The organism is Enterobacter sp. V87_3 (assembly GCF_029967835.1).
Classification (GTDB): Bacteria; Pseudomonadota; Gammaproteobacteria; order Enterobacterales; family Enterobacteriaceae; genus Enterobacter; species Enterobacter cancerogenus.
Window position 1 is genome coordinate 1 of sequence record NZ_JASCAM010000017.1, and the last position, 21474, is coordinate 21474.

Sequence of the window (21474 nt, forward strand, 5' to 3'; positions counted from 1 at the left end):
CCTGTGACCCCATCATTATGAGTGATGTGCTCTAACCAACTGAGCTACGTAGCCATCTTTTTTTCGCGTTACCTTATCGGCGTTGCGGGGCGCATTATGCGTATAGACCCTTGCAGCGTCAACACCTTTTTCAACGAAAATGTCCTGAATGTGACTGTTTGGTTAGGTTGCGAACAGCGTGGCCGAATAATCGGCAATTATTGGTTATTAATCGATTTTGTACCGTTAAATTCAGGGCAAAAAAAAGACCCCGCAGGGTCTTTTTTGGTGCAGTGGATCATTTATACGCAGATTGATGAACGCCTACCGCACGCCCTGACGGATCGTTCATCGATTTGAACGATTCATCCCACTCGATCGCTTTCGCCGACGAGCAGGCCACGGACGGGCCGCCTGGTACGCATTCAGCAGCGCTCGGTACCGGGAACAGCTCTTCGAAGATCTCACGATACAGATACGCTTCTTTCGAACCCGGCGTGTTGTACGGGAAACGGAAGCTCGCGGTTTCCAGTTGCTGATCAGAAACCTGTTTCGCCGCCACCTCTTTCAGGGTGTCGATCCAGCTGTAACCCACGCCATCGGAGAACTGCTCTTTCTGACGCCATGCCACGCTTGCCGGCAGGTAAGATTCAAAGCATTCGCGCAGGATATGTTTTTCCATTTTACCGTTGCCGCACATTTTATCCTGCGGGTTGATACGCATCGCGACGTCGAGGAATTTTTTATCGAGGAACGGGACGCGGGCTTCAACGCCCCAGGCCGACATCGCTTTGTTGGCGCGGGCGCAGTCAAACATGTGCAGTGCCTGCAGCTTGCGCACGGTCTCTTCATGCAGTTCTTTGGCGTTCGGCGCTTTGTGGAAGTACAGGTAGCCGCCAAACACTTCGTCAGATCCTTCCCCGGATAGCACCATCTTAATGCCCATCGCTTTGATCTTACGGGACATCAGGTACATCGGCGTGGAGGCGCGAATCGTCGTCACATCATAGGTTTCAATGTGATAGATCACATCGCGGATCGCATCCAGACCTTCCTGCACGGTGAAGTGAATTTCGTGATGCACGGTGCCAAGATGATTTGCCACTTCCTGCGCGGCTTTCAGATCCGGTGCCCCTTCCAGGCCGACGGCAAAGGAGTGCAGCTGCGGCCACCAGGCTTCTGAGCGCTCCTGATCCTCGACGCGACGTGCGGCGAACTTCTTGGTGATCGCGGAGATCACGGAGGAGTCCAGCCCGCCGGAAAGCAGTACGCCATACGGCACGTCTGACATCAGGTGGCTTTTCACGGACTCTTCCAGCGCCTGACGCAGTTCGGCTTTATCAGTGACGTTGTCTTTAACCGCGTCATAGTCAAACCAGTCGCGATGATAATACGGGCGGATCTCGCCGTCCTGGCTCCACAGGTAGCTGCCCGCCGGGAACTCTTTGATGGTGCGGCAAACCGGCACCAGGGCTTTCATTTCAGAGGCGACATAGAAGTTACCGTGTTCATCGTGCCCCATGTACAGCGGGATAATACCGAGATGGTCACGGCCAATCAGGTAAGCCTCTTTTTCGCTGTCGTACAGGGCAAAAGCAAACATGCCCTGCAGCTCGTCGAGGAATTCAGGACCTTTCTCCTGATACAGCGCCAGGATCACTTCGCAGTCAGAACCGGTCTGGAAGGCGTAGCGGTCGCTATATTCAGCGCGCAGGGCCTGATGGTTGTAGATTTCACCGTTCACCGCCAGCGCGTGCGTTTTTTTCTCGTTATACAGCGGCTGTGCTCCGGCATTGACGTCAACAATGGACAGACGTTCGTGCGCAAGGATGGCTTTATCGCTGGCGTAAACGCCGGACCAGTCCGGGCCGCGATGGCGCATCAGGCGGGACAGTTCGAGTGCTTTTTTACGCAGTTCACCCGCGTCAGTTTTAATATCCAGTACGCCAAAAATTGAACACATAACCTTCTCCGTTAACCCTGTTGCATTGTGATGTTGCTTGCTTATGAAAATGCCGCAAAGGGGCAGGGCGCGCAAGGGTTTTACGGGCTAAAACGCAAATAGTGCAATGACAATTGCAGAATGTTGAAAAACGCGTATCTCGATCGTGCTTTTATTGAGGATTTCTCAATGAATTGCGCTTTTTATTAGTTGGGGTGAGGTTTTCAGGCGCTATAAATGAAAAACCACGCCCTGAGGCGTGGTCCGACGTCAGATAATGTCGATTTCATTAACCGAAGGGTAAATCCAGCTTGGCCGGAACGGCATACTGTCGATGTCATCAATGGTCGACACGCCGGAAAGCACCAGGATGGTCTCAAGGCCTGCCTGAAAACCGGCCAGGATATCGGTGCGCAGGTTGTCGCCGACGATGACGGTCTCTTCAGAGTGCGCCTGCATGGTGTTCAGCGCCGCACGGATAATCCACGGGCTAGGCTTGCCAACATAGAACGGTTTACGGCCCGAGATTTTTTCGATACCGGCGCACAGCGCGCCGCAGGCCGGGTAAAACCCACGACCATGCGTATCCGGATTGGTGGCGATAAACCGCGCGCCGTTGGCGACGAAGTAGGAAGCCTTGTGCATCATTTCCCAGTTGTAGGAACGGGTTTCACCGACGATCACAAAATCCGGATTCACATCGGTGATGGTAAAGCCCGCCTTGTACAGCTCGTGGATCAACGCCCCTTCGCCCACGACGTAGGCTTTTTTCCCTTCCTGACGCTTCAGAAAGTCAGCCGTTGCCATCGCAGAGGTGTAAAACACGCTGTCCGGCACGTTAACGCCCGCGGTAGCAAAGCGGTTCGCCAGGTCCTGACCAGTTTGAGAAGGGTAGTTCGTGAGGAGAACCAGTGGCATTCCTTTGTCGATGATACGGCCAAGAAACTCCGCAGCACCCGGCACGGCAACGTTGTCGTGCATCAGCACGCCGTCAATATCACAAATTACGTTCTTAATGGTCATGGACAATCCGACATCACAAAAGAGAGGGCATTACTATAAGGTCCGATCAGCTTTCCAGCAAATGCTGGAGCAGAATACCGTTGAGCATGGCGCGCTTCACCAGCGCAAACGCGCCGATCGCTGAGCGGTGATCCAGCGTGGAACGCACGACCGGCAGGTTCTGACGAAATGCCTTCAGCGCCTGGGTGTTAATGCAGCCTTCAATCGCGGGCAGCAGCACTTTTTCGGCTTCGACGATTTCACCGGCGATGACCACTTTTTGCGGGTTAAACAGGTTGATGGCAATGGCAATGGTTTTGCCCAGATGACGACCGACCTGCTCAATCACCTCGCAGGCCAGCGCATCGCCTTTATTCGCGGCTTTGCAAATCGCCCCGATTTTACAGTCATCTAGCGTGACGCGGCTTTGATAGCCCTGCTCAAGCAGATGGCGAACGCGGTGTTCAATCGCAGCGTTGGCGGCAACGGTCTCAAGGCAGCCAAAGTTACCGCAGTGGCAGCGTTCGCCTAGCGGTTCCACCTGGATATGACCGATTTCACCCACGTTGCCGTTGCGGCCAATAAAGATACGGCCATTGGAAATAATGCCTGCCCCGGTTCCACGGTGAACGCGCACCAGAATAGAGTCTTCGCAGTCCTGACTCGCACCAAAATAGTGCTCTGCCAGCGCCAGAGAACGGATGTCGTGGCCGACAAAGCAGGTCACGTTGAACCGTTTTTCAAGCGCATCGACCAGCCCCCAGTTCTCTACCTGAATGTGCGGCATATACCGGATCACTCCGCTTTCGGGGTCGACGAGGCCGGGTAAAATCACAGAGATGGCAATGAGTTCACGGATCTTGCGCTGGCAGCTTTCCATAAACAGCGCAATGGTGTTCAGCAGCGCGTGTTCCAGCGTCTCCTGCGTGCGCTCGGGCAGCGGATAGTGCTCTTCAGCAATCGCTTTGCTGCTCAGATCGTAAAGGGTCAGCGTGGTGTCATGACGGCCAAGGCGGACGCCGATGGCCTGAAAGTTGCGGGTTTCGGTGACGATAGAGATAGCGCGGCGCCCCCCGGTGGAGGCCTGCTGATCGACTTCTTTGATCAGACCGCGCTCAATAAGCTGACGCGTGATTTTTGTCACGCTGGCAGGCGCAAGCTGGCTTTGTTCGGCTATCTGAATTCGAGAGATTGGCCCGTGCTGGTCAATCAGGCGATAAACTGCCGCGCTGTTAAGTTGTTTAACGAGATCGACATTACCGATTTGAGCTTGTCCGCCTGTTGTCATACTTTTACTTACTCAGTGACGACCTCGTTACCATTAACGATGGTCTTAATAATTTTATAATCGTGTGTGAAGGCCGTCAGGTTTGCCACCATTCCCGGTGCAATCCCGCCCAGTTGTTTATCCACGCCGATTGCACGCGCCGGATAAAGCGTGGCCATCCGCAGCACTTCATCAAGTGCAATGCCGCAATGCTCGACGAGGTTACGGACCCCTTCAATCATTGTCAGGGAAGACCCGCTCAGCGTGCCGTTTTCATCCACACACAGTCCATTACGGTAGTATATTGTTTTACCAGCAAAAATGAACTGTTCAATATTTGCCCCCGCCGGTGCGGTAGCATCGGTGACCAGGCACAGCTTATCGCCCTTCAGGCGTTTCGCATTACGGATATTGGTGTAATCAACGTGCAGGCCGTCGGCAATAATGCCGCAGTAAACGTCTGGCTCGTCCAGAATTGCCCCGACGAGACCCGGTTCGCGACCGGTAATATACGGCATGGCATTATAGAGGTGCGTCGCAAAGGTAATGCCCGCGCGGAAACCGGCTTTCGCCTCTTTCAGCGTGGCGTTGGAGTGACCTGCGGACACCACAATCCCGGCGGCGGCCAGTTTGCTGATGACCTCAGTACCGGTCATTTCAGGCGCCAGCGTCACTTTGGTGATCACATCGGCGTTCGCGCACATGTAGTCAACCAGTTCGGCATCCGGCTTGCGGACATAATCCGGGTTGTGCGTGCCTTTCTTGACCATGTTCAGCCATGGCCCTTCCAGGTGCAGACCCAACGCCTGGTTAGGGTGTTTCGCCAGGTAGTCGCGCATCACGCGGATACCCTGTTTCATCAGGTCATCGCTGCTGGTAATCAGCGTCGGCAGATAGCTGGTGCAGCCCGATTTCTCGTTGGCTTTCTGCATGATTTCCAGCGTCTTGACCGTAACGGCCTCTGGCGTGTCGTTAAACTGCACGCCGCCGCAGCCGTTGAGCTGTACATCAATGAAACCGGGGGAGATTATTGCTCCATTGAGTGAGCGCCGTTCTATCTCCGGCGGCAACTCAGCCAGCGGGCAAACACGTTCAATCAGGCCATTAGCGATCACAATCGCATGGTCATCCAGAATTTCATGGCCGGTATAAATCCGACCGTGGGTTAAAGCGTACATATCGACCCCCGGTTTAAAAAAACGACCGCCCCTGCGTAACGGGGCGGTGATAAAATTACAGACCTTTGATGTTTTCTGCTTCTAGCTCGTTGAAGTATTTCAGCGTTTTGACCTTCAGTTCCATCGTGGACGGTTCGTCACACACGATCACTGATTTCGGGTGCAGCTGCAGGCAGCTGATGGTCCACATATGGTTAACGTTGCCTTCAACGGCTGCCTGGAGCGCCTGCGCTTTCACGCCGCCCAGCACCAGAATCATGACCTCCTCGGCATCCAGCAGGGTACCTACGCCCACGGTCAGGGCGAATTTTGGTACCTGGTTAACGTCGCCATCAAAGAAGCGAGAGTTTGCCACGCGGGTGTCATGGGTCAGGGTTTTAATACGAGTACGGGAAGCCAGAGAAGAGGCTGGCTCGTTAAACGCGATGTGACCATCGTTACCCACGCCACCCATAAACAGGTGAATTTTGCCGTAAGAGCGGATTTTTTCTTCGTACTGGCGGCATTCTGCGTCAATATCGGGCGCATTACCATTCAGCAGATTAATGTTTTCAGCTGGGATATCAACGTGGTCAAAGAAGTTACGGTGCATGAAGCTGTGGTAGCTTTCAGGATGCTCCTTCGGCAGGCCCACATATTCGTCCATATTAAAGGTCACAACATGCTTGAAGCTAACCTGGCCCGCTTTGTGCATTTCAACCAGCGCTTTGTATGCCGTCAGCGGGGTGCCGCCGGTAGGAAGGCCCAGAACGAAAGGACGATCTGCCGTTGGTTTGAACGCGTTAATGCGGTTAACGATATGACGTGCAGCCCATTTACCGACCTGTTCAGCTGTTGCCAGGGGAATCAGTCTCATTGTTCACCTCTAAAGTTAAAGTAATAAAGTGGGCGGATGATTACGGGAGCCTGAACTAAGCGTAACCTGGAAACTTCAGGCCGGATCAATCCGTCTTGATTTTTTGAATGATAAAATAAGTTTTCGCTGTTAGCCAGTGAAAGGGAGGGTGATTAACGATATTTGGTGACAAAAATCACAAAAAATAGGTGTTTAATTTGCGATACGAATTAATTTTTCACACACTCACCATGCCAGTGAATCATCAACGGTATCTATCGTTGTCGACACAATAAAAAACATAGTTTACGTGCGAGTCTTCACAAAGGGTCTCGTAGGGGGAATAGGATGAATATTTTAGGTTTTTTCCAGCGCCTCGGTAGGGCTTTGCAGCTCCCTATCGCCGTGCTACCGGTTGCAGCGCTGCTGCTGCGATTCGGGCAACCCGATCTTCTTAACGTGCCGTTTATTGCCCAGGCTGGCGGCGCAATTTTTGACAACCTGGCGCTGATTTTCGCCATCGGTGTGGCGTCAAGCTGGTCAAAAGATAGTGCTGGTGCTGCGGCCCTGGCAGGGGCTGTAGGTTACTTCATCCTCACCAAAGCGATGGTGACCATCAACCCTGAAATCAACATGGGTGTCCTGGCGGGTATCATTACCGGTCTGGTCGGTGGTGCTGTTTATAACCGCTGGGCTGGTATCAAGCTGCCTGACTTCCTGAGCTTCTTTGGCGGTAAACGCTTTGTACCGATTGCGACGGGCTTCTTCTGTCTGATCCTCGCCGCCATTTTCGGCTACGTATGGCCACCTGTTCAACACGCTATCCATGCGGGTGGCGAGTGGATCGTTTCTGCGGGCGCACTGGGTGCGGGTATCTTCGGTTTCATCAACCGTCTGCTGATCCCAACAGGTCTGCATCAGGTACTGAACACTATCGCCTGGTTCCAGATTGGTGAATTCACTAACGCCGCTGGCGCGGTATTCCACGGTGATATCAACCGCTTCTACGCAGGCGACGGCACCGCGGGCATGTTCATGTCTGGCTTCTTCCCAATCATGATGTTTGGTCTGCCTGGTGCTGCGCTGGCAATGTACCTGGCTGCGCCGAAAGCACGTCGCCCAATGGTTGGCGGTATGCTGTTGTCCGTTGCGATTACGGCCTTCCTGACCGGCGTGACAGAGCCACTGGAATTCCTGTTCATGTTCCTGGCTCCGCTGCTGTATCTCATGCACGCCATCCTGACAGGTATCAGCCTGTTCGTTGCCACCCTTCTGGGTATCCACGCTGGCTTCTCCTTCTCAGCAGGCGCCATCGACTATGTGTTGATGTACAACCTGCCGGCGGCAAGCAGCAACGTCTGGATGCTGGTGGTGATGGGCCTGATCTTCTTCGTTATCTACTTCGTTCTGTTCAGCGCGGTTATTCGTATGTTTAACCTGAAGACGCCGGGCCGCGAAGATACCAAAGACGACGTTGTGACCAGTGAAGCAAACAGCAATACCGAAGAAGGTTTAACCCAGCTGGCAACCAACTACATTGCCGCTGTGGGTGGTACCGATAACCTGAAAGCCATTGATGCCTGTATTACCCGTCTGCGCCTGACCGTGGCGGACTCCGCGCGCGTCAGCGATGCAATGTGCAAACGTCTGGGTGCGTCTGGTGTGGTAAAACTGAACAAACAAACCATCCAGGTTATCGTGGGTGCGAAAGCCGAATCTATCGGCGATGAAATGAAAAAAGTGGTTGCCCGTGGGCCGGTAGCTGCCGCCTCAACGGATAGCGCGCCAGTGGCTGACGCTCCGGTAGTGAAACCGCAGGCTGTGCCAAATGCGGTAACCATCGCTGCCCTGGTCTCTCCGGTGACCGGTGAAGTGGTAGCGATTGAGCAGGTGCCAGACGAAGCGTTCGCCAGCAAAGCGGTCGGTGACGGTGTCGCTGTTAAACCAACGGAAAAAACCGTGGTGTCTCCGGCAGCCGGTACCATCGTGAAAATCTTCAACACCAACCACGCGTTCTGTCTTGAGACCGAAAACGGCGCGGAGATCGTTGTCCACATGGGTATCGATACCGTGGCGCTGAACGGCCAGGGCTTTACTCGCCTGGTGGAAGAGGGGGCTGAAGTGGTCGCAGGCCAACCGATTCTGGAAATGGATCTGGACTTCCTGAACGCCAACGCGCGCTCGATGATTAGCCCGGTGGTTTGCAGCAACATCGACGACTTCAGCGGCCTGGTCATTCAGGCGAAAGGTCAGGTCGTTGCGGGCCAAACCCCACTGTATGAGATTAAAGGCAAGTAATCGCTCCTGAGTAGAGTCATGCCTTAAGCGGTGGGGGGATAACCTCCGCCGCTTTTTTTTGCGGTTATTGTCCCCATTATTTTATTCTGAATAGACGTTTTAAAGGTTGTCACTACGTCCGGCTTATAAGATCATATGCCGTTATACGTTGTTTATGCTTTGAGGAATCCACGATGAGTGAGGCAGAAGCCCGCCCGAGTAACTTTATTCGTCAGATCATTGATGAAGATCTGGCCAGTGGTAAGCACACCACGGTTCATACGCGTTTCCCGCCGGAGCCAAATGGCTACCTGCACATCGGCCACGCGAAATCTATCTGCCTGAACTTTGGTATCGCACAAGACTACCAGGGGCAGTGCAATCTGCGTTTCGATGACACTAACCCTGCAAAAGAAGACATCGAATACGTTGAGTCTATCAAGAACGACGTGCAATGGCTGGGCTTCAACTGGTCGGGCGATATCTGCTACTCCTCTAACTATTTTGATCAGCTGTTCGCCTATGCGGTTGAGCTGATCAATAAAGGTCTGGCGTATGTGGATGAGCTCTCTGCTGACGAAATCCGTGAATACCGCGGTTCGCTCACCGCACCGGGTAAAAATAGCCCGTACCGCGACCGCAGCGTAGAAGAGAACCTGGCGCTGTTTGAAAAAATGCGTGCCGGTGGCTTCGAAGAAGGCAAAGCCTGTCTGCGTGCCAAAATCGATATGGCCTCGCCATTCATCGTCATGCGCGACCCGGTGCTGTACCGCATTAAGTTTGCGGAACACCACCAGACCGGGAACAAGTGGTGCATCTACCCGATGTACGACTTCACCCACTGCATCAGCGATGCGCTGGAAGGCATTACGCACTCCCTGTGTACTCTGGAGTTCCAGGACAACCGCCGTCTGTACGACTGGGTGCTGGATAACATCACCATCCCTGTGCACCCCCGTCAGTACGAGTTCTCTCGTCTGAATCTGGAATACACGGTGATGTCCAAGCGTAAGCTGAACCTGCTGGTGACCGACAAGCATGTAGAAGGCTGGGATGACCCGCGTATGCCGACCATCTCTGGTCTGCGCCGCCGGGGTTACACCTCTGCCTCTATCCGCGAGTTCTGCAAACGTATTGGCGTGACCAAACAGGACAACACCATTGAGATTGCCTCTCTGGAATCCTGCATCCGTGAAGATCTGAACGAAAACGCTCCGCGCGCGATGGCGGTGATCGACCCGGTTAAGCTGGTTATCGAAAACTACCCGCAGGGTGAGAGCGAGATGGTGACGATGCCGAACCATCCGAGCAAGCCTGAAATGGGCACCCGTGACGTGCCGTTTAGCGGTGAGATTTGGATCGATCGCGCGGATTTCCGCGAAGAAGCCAACAAGCAGTACAAGCGTCTGGTGCTGGGCAAAGAAGTCCGTCTGCGTAACGCGTACGTGATTAAAGCCGAGCGCGTCGAAAAAGACGCGGAAGGCAACATCACTACCATCTTCTGCTCTTACGATGCCGAAACGCTGAGTAAAGACCCGGCAGATGGCCGTAAAGTGAAGGGCGTTATCCACTGGGTGAGCGCATCGCACGCGCTGCCGGTTGAGTTCCGCCTGTATGACCGTCTGTTCAGCGTGCCTAACCCAGGCGCTGCGGAAGACTTCCTGGCTACGATTAACCCGGAATCTCTGGTAATCAAGCAGGGCTTTGCCGAGCCGTCGCTGAAAGCCGCACAAACCAGCAAAGCGTTCCAGTTTGAACGTGAGGGTTACTTCTGCCTGGACAGCCGCTACAGCACTGCGGAAAAACCGGTATTTAACCGTACTGTCGGTCTGCGCGATACCTGGGCCAAAATCGGCGAATAATATCGCTGCATTGGTCAATGAGAAACAAACGCCGCTAATTGCGGCGTTTTTTTATTTAATGATCATGCCATTAAAGAACGCTTTTAATAACGGAAGTCAAAATAACTGGTCAATGCGGTGCTACTTATTTTTTTTAATAAAGTTTGTATATACCCTAAAACAGTAAAGAGGAATTAACAGACAGGTTTTTTAACCCTTAGCCATTGAAAAATCGCGCTTCCCCCCGCCATTACTCGCTTCGGCGTAAATGTTACAAAGCACTACTAATTATGTGCACTTCGTCATAATCCTGAGTTTTGCCCACGAAAAAGCATTGATAATTCGCGTCGCGAAAAATAACCTAAAGACGGTAGTTAATTCGAGGGTATTTCTAACTACCCCTGACCATTAGGTCTTTTATATTTTTCGCCGTTCAGGCGTTTTTAATTCGTCAAAGAGGAATAATCTATGCGTACGTTCAGTGGCAAACGTAGTGCGCTGGCGCTGGCAATTGCCGGTGTGACAGCAATGTCGGGCCTGGTGATTGCGCCAGAGGCTAAAGCAGAAGGTTTCATTGATGATTCAACCCTCACGGGTGGAATTTATTACTGGCAGCGTGAGCGTGACCGTAAAGACGTCACTGAAGACAAATACAAAACCAACCTTTCTCACTCCACCTGGAACGCCAACCTGGACTTCCAGTCGGGTTATGCCGCGGATATGTTTGGCCTGGATATTGCGGCGTTTACCGCAATTGAAATGGCGGAAAACGGCGACAGCGGTCACCCGAACGAAATCGCATTCTCCTCCAGCAATAAAGCCTATGACGAAGACTGGTCCGGGGATAAGAGCGGCATCAGCCTCTATAAGGCCGCGGCGAAATTCAAATACGGCCCGGTATGGGCGCGCGCAGGTTATATTCAGCCAACCGGACAGACGCTGCTAGCCCCACACTGGAGCTTCATGCCGGGTACCTATCAGGGCGCAGAAGCGGGGGCCAATTTTGACTACGGCGATGCCGGGGCGCTGAGCTTCTCCTATATGTGGACCAACGAGTACAAAGCGCCGTGGCACATTGAGATGGATAAGTTCTACCAGAACGATAAAACCACCAAAGTGGACTACCTCCACTCCCTGGGTGCGAAGTATGACTTCAAAAACGACCTGGTACTGGAAGCCGCCTTCGGACAGGCTGAAGGCTATATCGATCAGTATTTCGCGAAAGCCAGCTACAAATTCGACGTTGTGGGCAGCCCGATGAGCACCAGCTATCAGTTTTACGGCACGCGTGATAAAGCCAGCAACGGCACCGTTAACGATATTTACGATGGTACCGCATGGCTGCAGGCGCTGACCTTCGGTTACAAGGTGGGCCAGGTTGACCTGCGCCTCGAAGGGACGTGGGTGAAAGCGGAAGGGCAGCAGGGTTACTTCCTGCAGCGTATGACCCCAACCTACGCCTCATCAAACGGTCGTCTGGATATCTGGTGGGATAACCGCTCTGACTTCAACGCCGACGGTGAAAAAGCCGTCTTCTTCGGTGCAATGTATGACCTGAAAAACTGGAATCTGCCAGGCTGGGCGGTCGGTGCTTCTTATGCTTACGCGTGGGACGCTAAGCCTGCTGATATGGCAACCCCGGATGCGTACTACGATCCTAATTACCGCCTGAAAGAGTCCTCCTACAGTCTGGATGCGAGCTACACCCTGCAGGACGGGCGTGCCAAGGGCACCATGTTCAAACTGCACTTCACGCAGTATGACAATCACTCCGATATCCCAAGCTATGCGGGCGGTTACGGCAACATCTTCCAGGATGAACGTGACGTGAAATTCATGGTCATCGCGCCATTCACTATTTTCTGATGAAACCCCGGCGGGCGTGGCCCGCCGAAACGGAGACGGCAGATGAAAAGAAAAGTAGTCATGGTCGCGATGCTGGCAACAGGGCTGGTGGCCTGTGCGCAGCCTCAGGCCCCGAAAGAAGATTCGCGTCTGAAAGAGGCCTACAGCGCCTGTATCAATACCGCGCAAGGCTCGCCGGAGAAAGTTGAAGCCTGCCAGAGCGTGCTGAATGTGCTGAAGAAAGAGAAAGCGCATGAGCAGTTCGCGACGCAGGAGAATGTCCGCGTGATGGATTACCAGGCCTGTATTCAGGCGCGTCAGACCGGTAACGATCAGGAAGTCGAGAAGCGTTGCGATAAGATCTGGCAGGAAATTCGGAATAATAATAACCAATAGCGCTGTTTTACGCCCGGTGGCGCTGCGCTTACTGGACCTACAGAGGTGTCATCGCCCGTAGGCCCGGTAAGCGCAGCGCCACCGGGCTTTTTAAGGCAAAAAAAAAGCCAACCTTGCGGCTGGCTCAGAGTATGAAAGTTTGCTTATTTCGCGTCGTGCACGTGCTCATCTTCGCGGCAATCGCCTTCCGCACAGTGTCCATACAAGTACAGGCTGTGGTTAGTCAGGCGGATACCGTGGCGCGCGGCAATTTCACGCTGGCGTGATTCAATAGAATCATCGCTGAACTCAATGACCTTGCCGCAGTCGAGGCAGATCAGATGATCGTGGTGGTGTTGCTGGGTCAGCTCGAAAACAGATTTACCGCCTTCGAAATTATGACGGGTAACAATGCCCGCGTCATCAAACTGGTTCAGCACACGATAAACGGTTGCCAGCCCAATTTCTTCGCCCATGTCGATAAGACGCTTGTAAAGGTCTTCCGCACTGACATGGTGATTGTCTGGCCCCTGAAGCACTTCAAGGATTTTTAACCGAGGAAGCGTTACTTTCAGGCCAGCCTTCTTTAATGCGGTATTGTTGTCGGTCATGCGGAATCTGTCCTGTTGCTAAACGTTTCACTTCAAAAGAAGAAGTGACAGAAAATGCACCTGGGATAATGCGTCTCATTATAGAACTGCCATGGCTAAATGAAAACTGCAAGTCTCAGGCAAAGTATGCTTATAAAAACGTGGTATCACCAACAAACTTGTTCGATGGAGCCCACTTTTTATCAGGGGGATATTGTACAGGTCTGAGCGAAAAAGTTAAAAGTTTGTAGCAATTAATTTAATCGGTTTTACCTGGCATGCGGGCGCAACCGCAGTTGCGCCGCAGGAAAATCAGGCGTTAAGAATGTCGTCGAGGTTCAGTTCTTCACGAACCTGCTTCACCCATTTTTCGACACGCTCAGCGGTCAGTTCTGGCTGGCGATCTTCGTCGATAGCCAGACCCACGAAGTGATCGTCGTCTGCCAGGCCTTTGGACGCTTCAAAGTGGTAGCCCGCCGTTGGCCAGTGGCCGACAATCGCCGCGCCGCGTGGCTCAATGATGTCGCGGATGGTGCCCAGCGCATCACAGAAGTATTCCGCGTAGTCTTCCTGGTCGCCGCAGCCAAACAGGGCGACCAGCTTGCCGTTGAAGTCCACTTCTTCGAGCGTCGGGAAGAAATCGTCCCAGTCGCACTGCGCTTCGCCGTAGTACCAGGTCGGGATACCCAGCAGCAGGATGTCATAACCTTCGAGGTCTTCTTTGCTGCTTTTGGCGATGTCATGTACATCGGCAACGTCTTTACCGAGCTGTTTTTGAATGTTTTTTGCGATGTTTTCGGTATTGCCGGTATCACTGCCGAAGAAAATGCCGATGATTGCCATGAGTAAAATAACCTCTTGAAACTTAATGGTATGGTGGCGCAATTTGTCCACGGATAAGGGCAATAATAGCAGAACTGGCAACCCTGCGGAAACAGCTATCGCGCAGGACTGCACTCTGTGCTACATGAAAAGGGAAATACGGGGGGTTTTCAGACTTATGCCTTGCTGCGTAACGCGTTGAGCTGAGCGATCAGCATCTCTTCAATCAACTCGCTGCGGCTGATATCACGGGCGGAGGCCAGCTCGTTTAGCGCATCGACAGCGTCAGCGTTGAGCTTCAGTTCGACACGCTTAAGCCCACGATTTTTATCGCGTTTAAGCTGGTTGCGTTTATTGATACGCAGCTGTTCATCACGCGAAAGCGGATTCGTCTTGGGTCGTCCCGGGCGACGCTCATTCGCGAACAGGTCTAGTGTCGTACGGTCCGTTTGTTCTTTGGCCATGATTCAGAGACTTCGGGGGAAAACAAGCCGCCCTGTTAATGCCCGGGCGATAAGCGCGCCATCATACATCACCGAAAACGACACGCCAACGACTGGAAGCCCTCTGTCTTCCAGTCGCTCTCTTTTTAATCAATTCGCCGTATCAGTAAGATAGCGGCGGATAGCGCGCAGGACCGCCTCCGGTTTTTCTGCATGAACCCAGTGGCCCGCCCCGGCGATGACGTGCGCGCGAGCCTGTGGGAACTGCGCCAGCAGAGCGTCGCGGTACGCCTCGGTCACGTAGGGTGAATTGCCGCCGGTAATAAAGAGGGCAGGGTGCTGCCAGGCGGGAACCGGCTGCCAGCCGACAATGTGAGTATACTGATCCCAAAGTACCGGGACGTTAAAACGCCACTGACCGTCGACAAAGGATTTAAGCAGGAACTGCACCACGCCTTCCTCATCGAGGTGTTCACGCATGACGGCTGCGGCCTGCTGACGGGTAGACACGCCAGACTCCGTGACCGCATTGATCGCCGCGAAAATCTCGTCGTGGCGACGTACGTCGTAATCCACGGGGGCCACGTCAACCACCACCAGACCAGCAATACGTTCCGGTGCCAGCGCCGTCAGCGCCATCACCGCTTTGCCACCCATGGAATGCCCGACTAAAGTGACCTTCTCAAGTTGATGTGCATCCAGCGTATCCAGCAAATCCTGCGCCATCGCCGCGTAAGTCATGTCAGGCGAACGCCCGGAAAGGCCATGATTACGCATATCGACCTGCAAAATGTCATGATCGGCAACCAGATCGCGCGCCAGTATGCCCAGGTTATCCAGGCTACCAAACAGGCCGTGAACCAGTACGATGGGAGAATTATTGTTCGGCGATTGTGCAGATTGCGCTCGGGTATTCAATTTCATGGCAAAGTTCTTTTTTTACGTATGTCAGGTTAGGGTATCATGTTGTCCATTCTGCCGCCCGGCTGCAAGGATCCAGTTTAATCCGACTTTTGCCGCCAACCTGGTTTGACGCTATCCGCTGTTGGGATTTGCTCCTATAATCCCAACGACTTGTATTCAGATAAGATATCGCACTGGATTAAGATGAAAACAATCGAAGTTGATGACGAACTCTATCAGTATATTGCCAGCCAGACGCGGCATATCGGGGAGAGCGCGTCCGACATTTTACGGCGTATGCTCAAAATTTCCGCCGCCGCACAGCCTGCTACCCCAGCCACTAAAGATGTCGTCTCTCAGCCGAGTGTTACCGCACAAGCAAAACCTGCCGTCGCGCCGGTGAAAGACAAAGTGCGCGCGATGCGTGAGCTGCTGCTGTCAGATGAATATGCAGAGCAGAAAAAGGCGGTTAACCGCTTTATGCTGGTGCTGACTACACTTTATTCACTGGATAACACCGCGTTTGCTGAAGCGACCGAGTCGCTGCATGGTCGTACTCGCGTTTACTTCGCGGGCGATGAGCAGACGCTGCTGCAAAATGGCAATCAAACCAAACCTAAACACGTCCCGGGCACACCGTACTGGGTGATCACCAATACCAATACGGGCCGCAAGTGCAGCATGATTGAACACATCATGCAGTCCATGCAGTTCCCGGCGGAATTGATTGAAAAGGTTTGCGGTACAATTTAACCCTTGCATCAGAAGGACCAGGCAATGGCAAATCACAGCCGTGCAGGCCAACCTGCACAACAAAGCGATTTGATTAACGTCGCTCAACTGACCGCCCAGTACTACGTGCTGAAGCCGGTGGTGGGCAACGCAGAACACGCAGTGAAGTTTGGTACATCTGGCCACCGCGGCAGCGCGGCGCGCCACAGCTTTAACGAGCCGCACATTCTGGCCATTGCCCAGGCCATCGCGGAAGAGCGCGCCAAAAACGGCGTCACCGGTCCGTGCTACGTTGGGAAAGATACGCACGCCCTGTCTGAACCGGCCTTCATTTCCGTACTGGAAGTGCTGGCGGCGAACGGCGTCGACGTGATCGTGCAAGAGAACAACGGCTTTACGCCAACGCCTGCGGTGTCCAACGCCATTCTGGTGCACAATCAGAAAGGGGGCGCGCTGGCGGACGGGATTGTGATTACGCCATCCCACAACCCGCCGGATGACGGTGGCATCAAATACAACCCGCCTAACGGTGGCCCGGCAGACACCAACGTCACCAAAGTGGTGGAAGACCGCGCCAACGCGCTGCTCGCAGACGATCTGAAAGGCGTTAAGCGCATCTCTCTGGATGCGGCCATGGCCTCCGGCCACGTGAAAGAGCAGGATCTGGTGCAGCCATTCGTGGAAGGGCTGGCGGAGATCGTCGACATGGCGGCGATTCAGAAAGCGGGCCTGACGCTGGGCGTTGACCCACTTGGCGGTTCCGGTATCGAATACTGGAAACGCATTGCCGAGCACTACAAGCTGAACCTGACCATCGTGAACGATCACGTCGATCAGACCTTCCGCTTTATGCACCTGGATAAAGACGGCGCGATCCGTATGGACTGCTCGTCAGAGTGCGCAATGGCTGGCCTGCTGGCGCTGCGCGACAAATTCGATCTGGCGTTTGCTAACGACCCGGATTATGACCGTCACGGTATCGTCACGCCTGCTGGCCTGATGAACCCGAACCACTATCTGGCGGTGGCGATTAATTATCTGTTCCAGCATCGTCCACAGTGGGGCAACGAGGTGGCTGTCGGTAAAACGCTGGTCTCTTCTGCGATGATCGACCGCGTGGTCGACGCGCTGGGCCGCAAGCTGGTGGAAGTGCCGGTAGGCTTCAAATGGTTTGTTGACGGTCTGCACGACGGTAGCTTCGGCTTCGGCGGCGAAGAGAGCGCGGGGGCTTCCTTCCTGCGCTTCGACGGCACGCCGTGGTCAACCGATAAAGACGGCATCATCATGTGTCTGCTGGCGGCGGAAATCACCGCTGTCACCGGTAAAAACCCGCAGGAGCACTATAACGAGCTGGCGGAGCGTTTTGGCGCGCCAAGCTACAACCGTCTCCAGGCGAGCGCGACCTCTGCGCAGAAAGCGGCGCTGTCTAAGCTTTCGCCAGAAATGGTCAGCGCCAGCACTCTGGCCGGTGATCCGATCACGGCTCGCCTGACGGCCGCTCCGGGTAACGGCGCGTCTATCGGCGGTCTGAAGGTGATGACCGAAAACGGCTGGTTCGCCGCGCGTCCGTCCGGCACGGAAGATGCGTACAAAATTTACTGTGAAAGCTTCCTCGGCGCTGAGCACCGTCAGCAGATTGAGAAAGAAGCGGTAGAGATTGTCAGCGAAGTGCTGAAAAACGCGTAAGTGCTGGTGTGGTGCGGGCTGATGCCCTCACCCCGACCCTCTCCCACAGGGAGAGGGAGAAAACACTAAAAACGGTAACCCCAGGGTTGCCGTTTTACATTGATTTTGTAGGCCCGGTAAGCGCTTGCGCCACCGGGCTTTTTTTTAGCTGTGTTTGTTCGTCAATTCAAAACGTGGCGAAACCAGCCCGTACAGCGTCCAGCCCATAAACGTGACCATTGCGCCGTAGAGCATCGCTTCCTGACCGGAGGAGTAGAGCGCATAGAAGCTGTAGATGGCCCCAATCAGCGCCACGATATTCGCCGCTTTTGCTTTGCGCGGTTCGACCTTCGCCACCTTCTGAATGATCACCAGCGCTGCCATCGACAGGATATACGGAATGATATTGGTCACCACCGCCAGGTTGACCAGCACGTTGAACTGGCTGTTCAGCGACGGGCTGATGGTCATCAACGACAGGCCGCTCTGGAAAATCACAATCGCCAGCATTCCCTGCACGGGCGCATCGGCTTTGGTCACGCGGGAGAAGATTTTCGGAAAGTAGCCTTCATCCGCCGAGGATTTAAACACCTGCGCGATGGTGAACTGCCAGCCGAGCAGCGAACCACAGCAGGACATCACCATCAGCCCCATAATCACTTTCCCGACTTCCGGGGTGAACATTTGCGCGAAGGCCAGACCGAACGGCGCGGTAGAGCTGGCAAGATCCATATTTGGGACGATCCCGGCAATCACGTTGGTCGAGACGATGTAAATCACCGCCGCCCCCAGCGTACCGCCCAGCACCGCAATCGGCACGTTCTTCTCCGGGTTTTCCACCACGTCGGCGTTGGCACAGGCTGATTCCAGGCCCAGGAAAGCCCACAGCGTCATGGCGATGGACGAACCTACCGCGGTAAAGAACGGCACATGGTGCGGGTTCCACGAGTTGGCATACAGCGTCGAGTTGGCATACAGCGTCGGGCTAAACCAGAACCAGCCGATAACGCACAGCCCGACTACCGGGATAATCACCCCCCAGACGGTAATGCTGCTGAGCTGTCCGGTGATGCGCGCGCCGCCGAAGTTGGCGACGGTGCAGATCCACAGCACGCCGATGGTCGCCAGCCCAATTTGCACCGGACTCAGCGTGGCGCCAAACAGCTCCGTGCCGTAACCCACCGCTGAAATGGCAATCGCCACGTTAGCGATGAGCAGCGACACGCCGTAGGTGTAGTTCGCCATAAAGTTGCCGGACTTGCCGAACGCGTATTCCGCATAGCCGCCCATGCCGCCTGACTTGCGGCTAAACATCCCACACTTGGCAAACGCCCAGGCCAGCGCCATCGAGCCAATGGCGGTCACCAGCCAGGAGATGATAGAGATGGTTCCGACCTCGGCAAGCTTGGTGGGCAGCATGATAATCCCGGACCCCATCATGTTCACCATGGTGAGGATGGTCAGCTGCACCACGCCCATCTTGTTCGACTTGCTCATAATGTTTCTCCTTTCAGCAGCGCGGGCTGGTCAGCAGACCGTTTGATGACGTAGCAGCGAACCTGCTTACGACCGTCACACTCCTCGACGTACACACCCTGGAGTTCCGGTGCGAAGCCCGGTAACAGGTTGATCCCTTCTTCCAGCGCCGCAAAGTAACGCAGTACCGAACCGCCCCAGACTTCACCGGGAACCACGCACAGCACGCCCGGTGGATAGGGGAGCGCGCCTTCTGCGGCGATACGTCCTTCAGCATCGCGCAGCGAAACCAGCTCAACCTCGCCGCGCAGATAGGCGTAGTTCGCCTCCTGCGGGCTCATCATCACGCGCGGGAAGTGAGATTTACGGAACATCTCTTTTTGCAGCTGTTTAACGTTATTGCGGGCGTATAGGTCATGCATCTCCTGGCAGATTTGCCGCAGGCTGTAATCTGCATAGCGATCCGGATGCTGTTTATAGAGTGACGGCAGCACCTCTTTTAAAGGCGCATCGCGCTGGAGCAGCTTTTCGAAGCGCACGAGTTGGGCAACCAACTGCTGCAATTTGCCCATATCTTCCGCAGGCGTCAGCAGGAACAAGATCGAGTTGAGGTCGCATTTCTCCGGGATGATGCCGTTTTCGCGCAGGAAGTTGGCGAGAATAGTGGCGGGTACGCCGAAATCCTCATACTCACCGCTGCTGGCGTTGATCCCCGGCGTGGTCAGCAGTAGTTTGCAGGGGTCGATGAAGTACTGGTGCTCGGCGTAGCCATCAAAGGCGTGCCAGCGTTCGCCCGGCACGAAGTGGAAGAAGCGCAGGTCGGTGGCTATCTCCGCCGTATCCCAGCTCTCCCAGGGGCGTCCATCGACCTGTTCAGGCACGAACGGGCGGATAAACCGGCAGTTTTCCAGAATGAGCTTGCGTGCTTCAATGCCGTTTACCACGCAGTCCATCCACATATTGCGTCCGCTCTGGCCCTCGTGCATGCGGGCGTTAATATCCAGCGCGGCGAACAGCGGGTAAAACGGGCTGGTGGAGGCGTGCATCATGAAGGCGTTGTTGAGGCGCTTGTGGGGCACATAACGCGGCTGGCCTTTAATGTGGCTGTCCTTCTTGTGGATCTGCGAGGTTTGCGAGAAGCCGGCCTGCTGTTTATGCACGGATTGGGTGACCAGAATACCCGGGTCGTTTTCGTTCAGCTCCAGAAGCAGCGGTGAGCAGTCGGCCATCATCGGAATAAACTGTTCGTAGCCCACCCAGGCGGAGTCAAACAGGATGTAGTCGCACAGATGACCGATCTTATCCACGACCTGACGGGCGTTATAAATGGTGCCGTCATAAGTACCAAGCTGGATCACCGCCAGGCGAAACGGGCGCGGCGCGCGCGCGCGATCGGGTGCCACGTCGGATATTAACTCGCGCAGATAGCGCTCTTCGAAGCAGTGCGCATCAATCCCGCCGATAAAGCCATACGGATTACGCGCGGTCTCCAGATAGACCGGCGTTGCGCCCGCCTGTAGCAGGGCACCGTGATGATTAGATTTGTGGTTGTTGCGATCGAACAGCACCAGGTCGCCCGGCGTGAGCAGGGCATTGAGCACCACTTTGTTTGACGATGAGGTGCCATTCAGCACGAAGTAGGTCTTATCGGCGTTAAAGACGTTAGCCGCATGCTGTTGGGCGATGCACGGCGCGCCTTCGTGGATCAGCAGATCCCCCATCGCCACGTCAGCGTTGCACAGGTCAGCGCGGAACAGGGTCTCGCCAAAGAAATCCACGAACTGATTTCCGGCAGGATGACGGCGGAAGAACTGGCCCCCCTGGTGCCCCGGGCAATCAAATGCGCTGTTGCCCTGCTCAACGTAGTCCACCAGGGCGCGGAAGAACGGCGGGCGCAGGTGGGTTTCGTACTTCTGTGCCGCCGCTTCCAGCTGGCGTCCGTAAAAATCATTGCTGGTGTCTGAACATTCAAAAACGCCATGAATGCGCGACAAATAGTCTGCCGGGACAATCCCGTCTTTCTGGGTGGCAATAAATACAGGAATGCCAAAGCCTGTCGCCTCAATTTCTTCTATCGCGCCTGTATATATATCCTGGGTGGCCAGAACCACGGCGGCGACGTCAATATAATCGGTTGTGCTGACATCTACCGTCTCGCGATGTGTGGTAAAAGAGTCGGGGCAGGTACGGCTGGTAGCAATTTTTAAACTTTTCATCTTTCACTCTTTATTTTAGGTAATAGCAGTCCCTCGATTTCTTTAAAAAAGAAATCGAACGTTATCCGGAAAAAAAGCAAACGGTG

Annotated in this window: 17 protein-coding genes and 1 pseudogene; 6 read left to right on the forward strand and 12 right to left on the reverse strand. The window is 54.4% G+C overall.

What is annotated here, in order from left to right:
- Positions 1-277 precede the first annotated feature (277 nt).
- From asnB to nagB, 5 genes are all read right to left on the reverse strand, one after another.
- Positions 278-1942, reverse strand: coding sequence for an asparagine synthase B (gene asnB, locus QLG21_RS08060; protein ID WP_282484195.1), 1665 nt, complete (start codon positions 1940-1942; stop codon positions 278-280).
- A 249-nt stretch (positions 1943-2191) separates the two neighbouring features.
- Entirely contained in the window at positions 2192-2944 is a 753-nt protein-coding gene (gene nagD / locus QLG21_RS08065; RefSeq protein WP_006177161.1) for a ribonucleotide monophosphatase NagD, read from the reverse strand.
- A 46-nt stretch (positions 2945-2990) separates the two neighbouring features.
- Positions 2991-4211 carry an N-acetylglucosamine repressor gene (locus tag QLG21_RS08070; RefSeq protein ID WP_006177162.1) on the reverse strand — a complete coding sequence of 407 codons (1221 nt, stop codon included), beginning with the start codon at positions 4209-4211 and terminating at the stop codon, positions 2991-2993.
- Positions 4212-4219: 8 nt separating this feature from the next.
- Positions 4220-5368, reverse strand: a complete 1149-nt coding sequence (gene nagA, locus QLG21_RS08075; RefSeq protein ID WP_282484196.1) for an N-acetylglucosamine-6-phosphate deacetylase — start codon at positions 5366-5368, stop codon at positions 4220-4222.
- A 55-nt stretch (positions 5369-5423) separates the two neighbouring features.
- Positions 5424-6224, reverse strand: coding sequence for a glucosamine-6-phosphate deaminase (gene nagB, locus QLG21_RS08080; protein ID WP_006177164.1), 801 nt, complete (start codon positions 6222-6224; stop codon positions 5424-5426).
- A 327-nt stretch (positions 6225-6551) separates the two neighbouring features.
- Between nagB and nagE the strand changes: the two genes are divergently transcribed.
- On the forward strand, positions 6552-8501 hold the full coding sequence (gene nagE / locus QLG21_RS08085) for a PTS N-acetyl glucosamine transporter subunit IIABC (protein ID WP_282484197.1): 1950 nt from the start codon (positions 6552-6554) through the stop codon (positions 8499-8501).
- A 173-nt stretch (positions 8502-8674) separates the two neighbouring features.
- Entirely contained in the window at positions 8675-10342 is a 1668-nt protein-coding gene (glnS, locus tag QLG21_RS08090) for a glutamine--tRNA ligase (RefSeq protein WP_102891242.1), read from the forward strand.
- Positions 10343-10612: 270 nt separating this feature from the next.
- On the opposite strand, the pseudogene QLG21_RS08095 reads toward glnS, so the two are convergent.
- Positions 10613-10702, reverse strand: a pseudogene (locus QLG21_RS08095) (methionine synthase); the annotation flags it as partial.
- 87 nt (positions 10703-10789) lie between these two features.
- On the opposite strand from QLG21_RS08095, the gene chiP reads away from it, so the two are divergent.
- Together chiP and chiQ are read left to right on the forward strand one after the other, a co-directional pair.
- Positions 10790-12187, forward strand: coding sequence for a chitoporin (gene chiP / locus QLG21_RS08100; RefSeq protein WP_282484198.1), 1398 nt, complete (start codon positions 10790-10792; stop codon positions 12185-12187).
- A 42-nt stretch (positions 12188-12229) separates the two neighbouring features.
- Positions 12230-12562, forward strand: coding sequence for a ChiQ/YbfN family lipoprotein (gene chiQ, locus QLG21_RS08105; protein WP_058610537.1), 333 nt, complete (start codon positions 12230-12232; stop codon positions 12560-12562).
- A 143-nt stretch (positions 12563-12705) separates the two neighbouring features.
- Here the strand turns inward: chiQ and fur are convergent, their stop codons facing one another.
- The 4 genes from fur to ybfF all read right to left on the reverse strand — a co-directional run bounded on the left by fur (position 12706) and on the right by ybfF (position 15320).
- Positions 12706-13152 (reverse strand): ferric iron uptake transcriptional regulator, encoded by a 447-nt coding sequence (gene fur / locus QLG21_RS08110; RefSeq protein WP_282484199.1) that lies wholly within the window; start codon positions 13150-13152, stop codon positions 12706-12708.
- Positions 13153-13443: 291 nt separating this feature from the next.
- Complete coding sequence (fldA, locus tag QLG21_RS08115) at positions 13444-13974, reverse strand: flavodoxin FldA (protein WP_003858653.1); 531 nt, start codon at positions 13972-13974, stop codon at positions 13444-13446.
- A gap of 155 nt (positions 13975-14129) precedes the next feature.
- Positions 14130-14417 (reverse strand): LexA regulated protein, encoded by a 288-nt coding sequence (gene ybfE, locus QLG21_RS08120; RefSeq protein WP_101738051.1) that lies wholly within the window; start codon positions 14415-14417, stop codon positions 14130-14132.
- Positions 14418-14546: 129 nt separating this feature from the next.
- Positions 14547-15320 carry an esterase gene (gene ybfF / locus QLG21_RS08125; RefSeq protein ID WP_088207682.1) on the reverse strand — a complete coding sequence of 258 codons (774 nt, stop codon included), beginning with the start codon at positions 15318-15320 and terminating at the stop codon, positions 14547-14549.
- Positions 15321-15503: 183 nt separating this feature from the next.
- Between ybfF and seqA the strand changes: the two genes are divergently transcribed.
- Together seqA and pgm are read left to right on the forward strand one after the other, a co-directional pair.
- Entirely contained in the window at positions 15504-16052 is a 549-nt protein-coding gene (gene seqA, locus QLG21_RS08130) for a replication initiation negative regulator SeqA (RefSeq protein ID WP_006177173.1), read from the forward strand.
- 24 nt (positions 16053-16076) lie between these two features.
- The gene (pgm, locus tag QLG21_RS08135) at positions 16077-17717 is read left to right on the forward strand and encodes a phosphoglucomutase (alpha-D-glucose-1,6-bisphosphate-dependent) (RefSeq protein WP_006177174.1); all 1641 of its coding nucleotides are present in this window, start codon (positions 16077-16079) and stop codon (positions 17715-17717) included.
- Positions 17718-17861: 144 nt separating this feature from the next.
- Here pgm and potE read toward each other — a convergent pair whose 3' ends face one another.
- Complete coding sequence (gene potE / locus QLG21_RS08140) at positions 17862-19193, reverse strand: putrescine-ornithine antiporter (protein ID WP_282484200.1); 1332 nt, start codon at positions 19191-19193, stop codon at positions 17862-17864.
- The gene (speF, locus tag QLG21_RS08145; RefSeq protein WP_282484201.1) at positions 19190-21388 is read right to left on the reverse strand and encodes an ornithine decarboxylase SpeF; all 2199 of its coding nucleotides are present in this window, start codon (positions 21386-21388) and stop codon (positions 19190-19192) included. The genes potE and speF overlap by 4 nt, the downstream gene beginning before the upstream one ends.
- Positions 21389-21474 lie beyond the last annotated feature (86 nt).

Bases quoted from the DNA above. Each gene is read 5' to 3' on its own strand.
- pgm (WP_006177174.1), top strand. From the start codon at position 16,077: ATGGCAAATCACAGCCGTGCAGGCCAACCTGCACAACAAAGCGATTTG.
- ybfE (WP_101738051.1), bottom strand. From the start codon at position 14,417: ATGGCCAAAGAACAAACGGACCGTACGACACTAGACCTGTTCGCGAAT.
- chiQ (WP_058610537.1), top strand. From the start codon at position 12,230: ATGAAAAGAAAAGTAGTCATGGTCGCGATGCTGGCAACAGGGCTGGTG.
- nagD (WP_006177161.1), bottom strand. From the start codon at position 2,944: ATGACCATTAAGAACGTAATTTGTGATATTGACGGCGTGCTGATGCAC.
- fldA (WP_003858653.1), bottom strand. From the start codon at position 13,974: ATGGCAATCATCGGCATTTTCTTCGGCAGTGATACCGGCAATACCGAA.
- nagE (WP_282484197.1), top strand. From the start codon at position 6,552: ATGAATATTTTAGGTTTTTTCCAGCGCCTCGGTAGGGCTTTGCAGCTC.
- asnB (WP_282484195.1), bottom strand. From the start codon at position 1,942: ATGTGTTCAATTTTTGGCGTACTGGATATTAAAACTGACGCGGGTGAA.
- chiP (WP_282484198.1), top strand. From the start codon at position 10,790: ATGCGTACGTTCAGTGGCAAACGTAGTGCGCTGGCGCTGGCAATTGCC.
- speF (WP_282484201.1), bottom strand. From the start codon at position 21,388: ATGAAAAGTTTAAAAATTGCTACCAGCCGTACCTGCCCCGACTCTTTT.
- seqA (WP_006177173.1), top strand. From the start codon at position 15,504: ATGAAAACAATCGAAGTTGATGACGAACTCTATCAGTATATTGCCAGC.
- nagB (WP_006177164.1), bottom strand. From the start codon at position 6,224: ATGAGACTGATTCCCCTGGCAACAGCTGAACAGGTCGGTAAATGGGCT.
- QLG21_RS08070 (WP_006177162.1), bottom strand. From the start codon at position 4,211: ATGACAACAGGCGGACAAGCTCAAATCGGTAATGTCGATCTCGTTAAA.
- potE (WP_282484200.1), bottom strand. From the start codon at position 19,193: ATGAGCAAGTCGAACAAGATGGGCGTGGTGCAGCTGACCATCCTCACC.
- ybfF (WP_088207682.1), bottom strand. From the start codon at position 15,320: ATGAAATTGAATACCCGAGCGCAATCTGCACAATCGCCGAACAATAAT.
- fur (WP_282484199.1), bottom strand. From the start codon at position 13,152: ATGACCGACAACAATACCGCATTAAAGAAGGCTGGCCTGAAAGTAACG.
- glnS (WP_102891242.1), top strand. From the start codon at position 8,675: ATGAGTGAGGCAGAAGCCCGCCCGAGTAACTTTATTCGTCAGATCATT.
- nagA (WP_282484196.1), bottom strand. From the start codon at position 5,368: ATGTACGCTTTAACCCACGGTCGGATTTATACCGGCCATGAAATTCTG.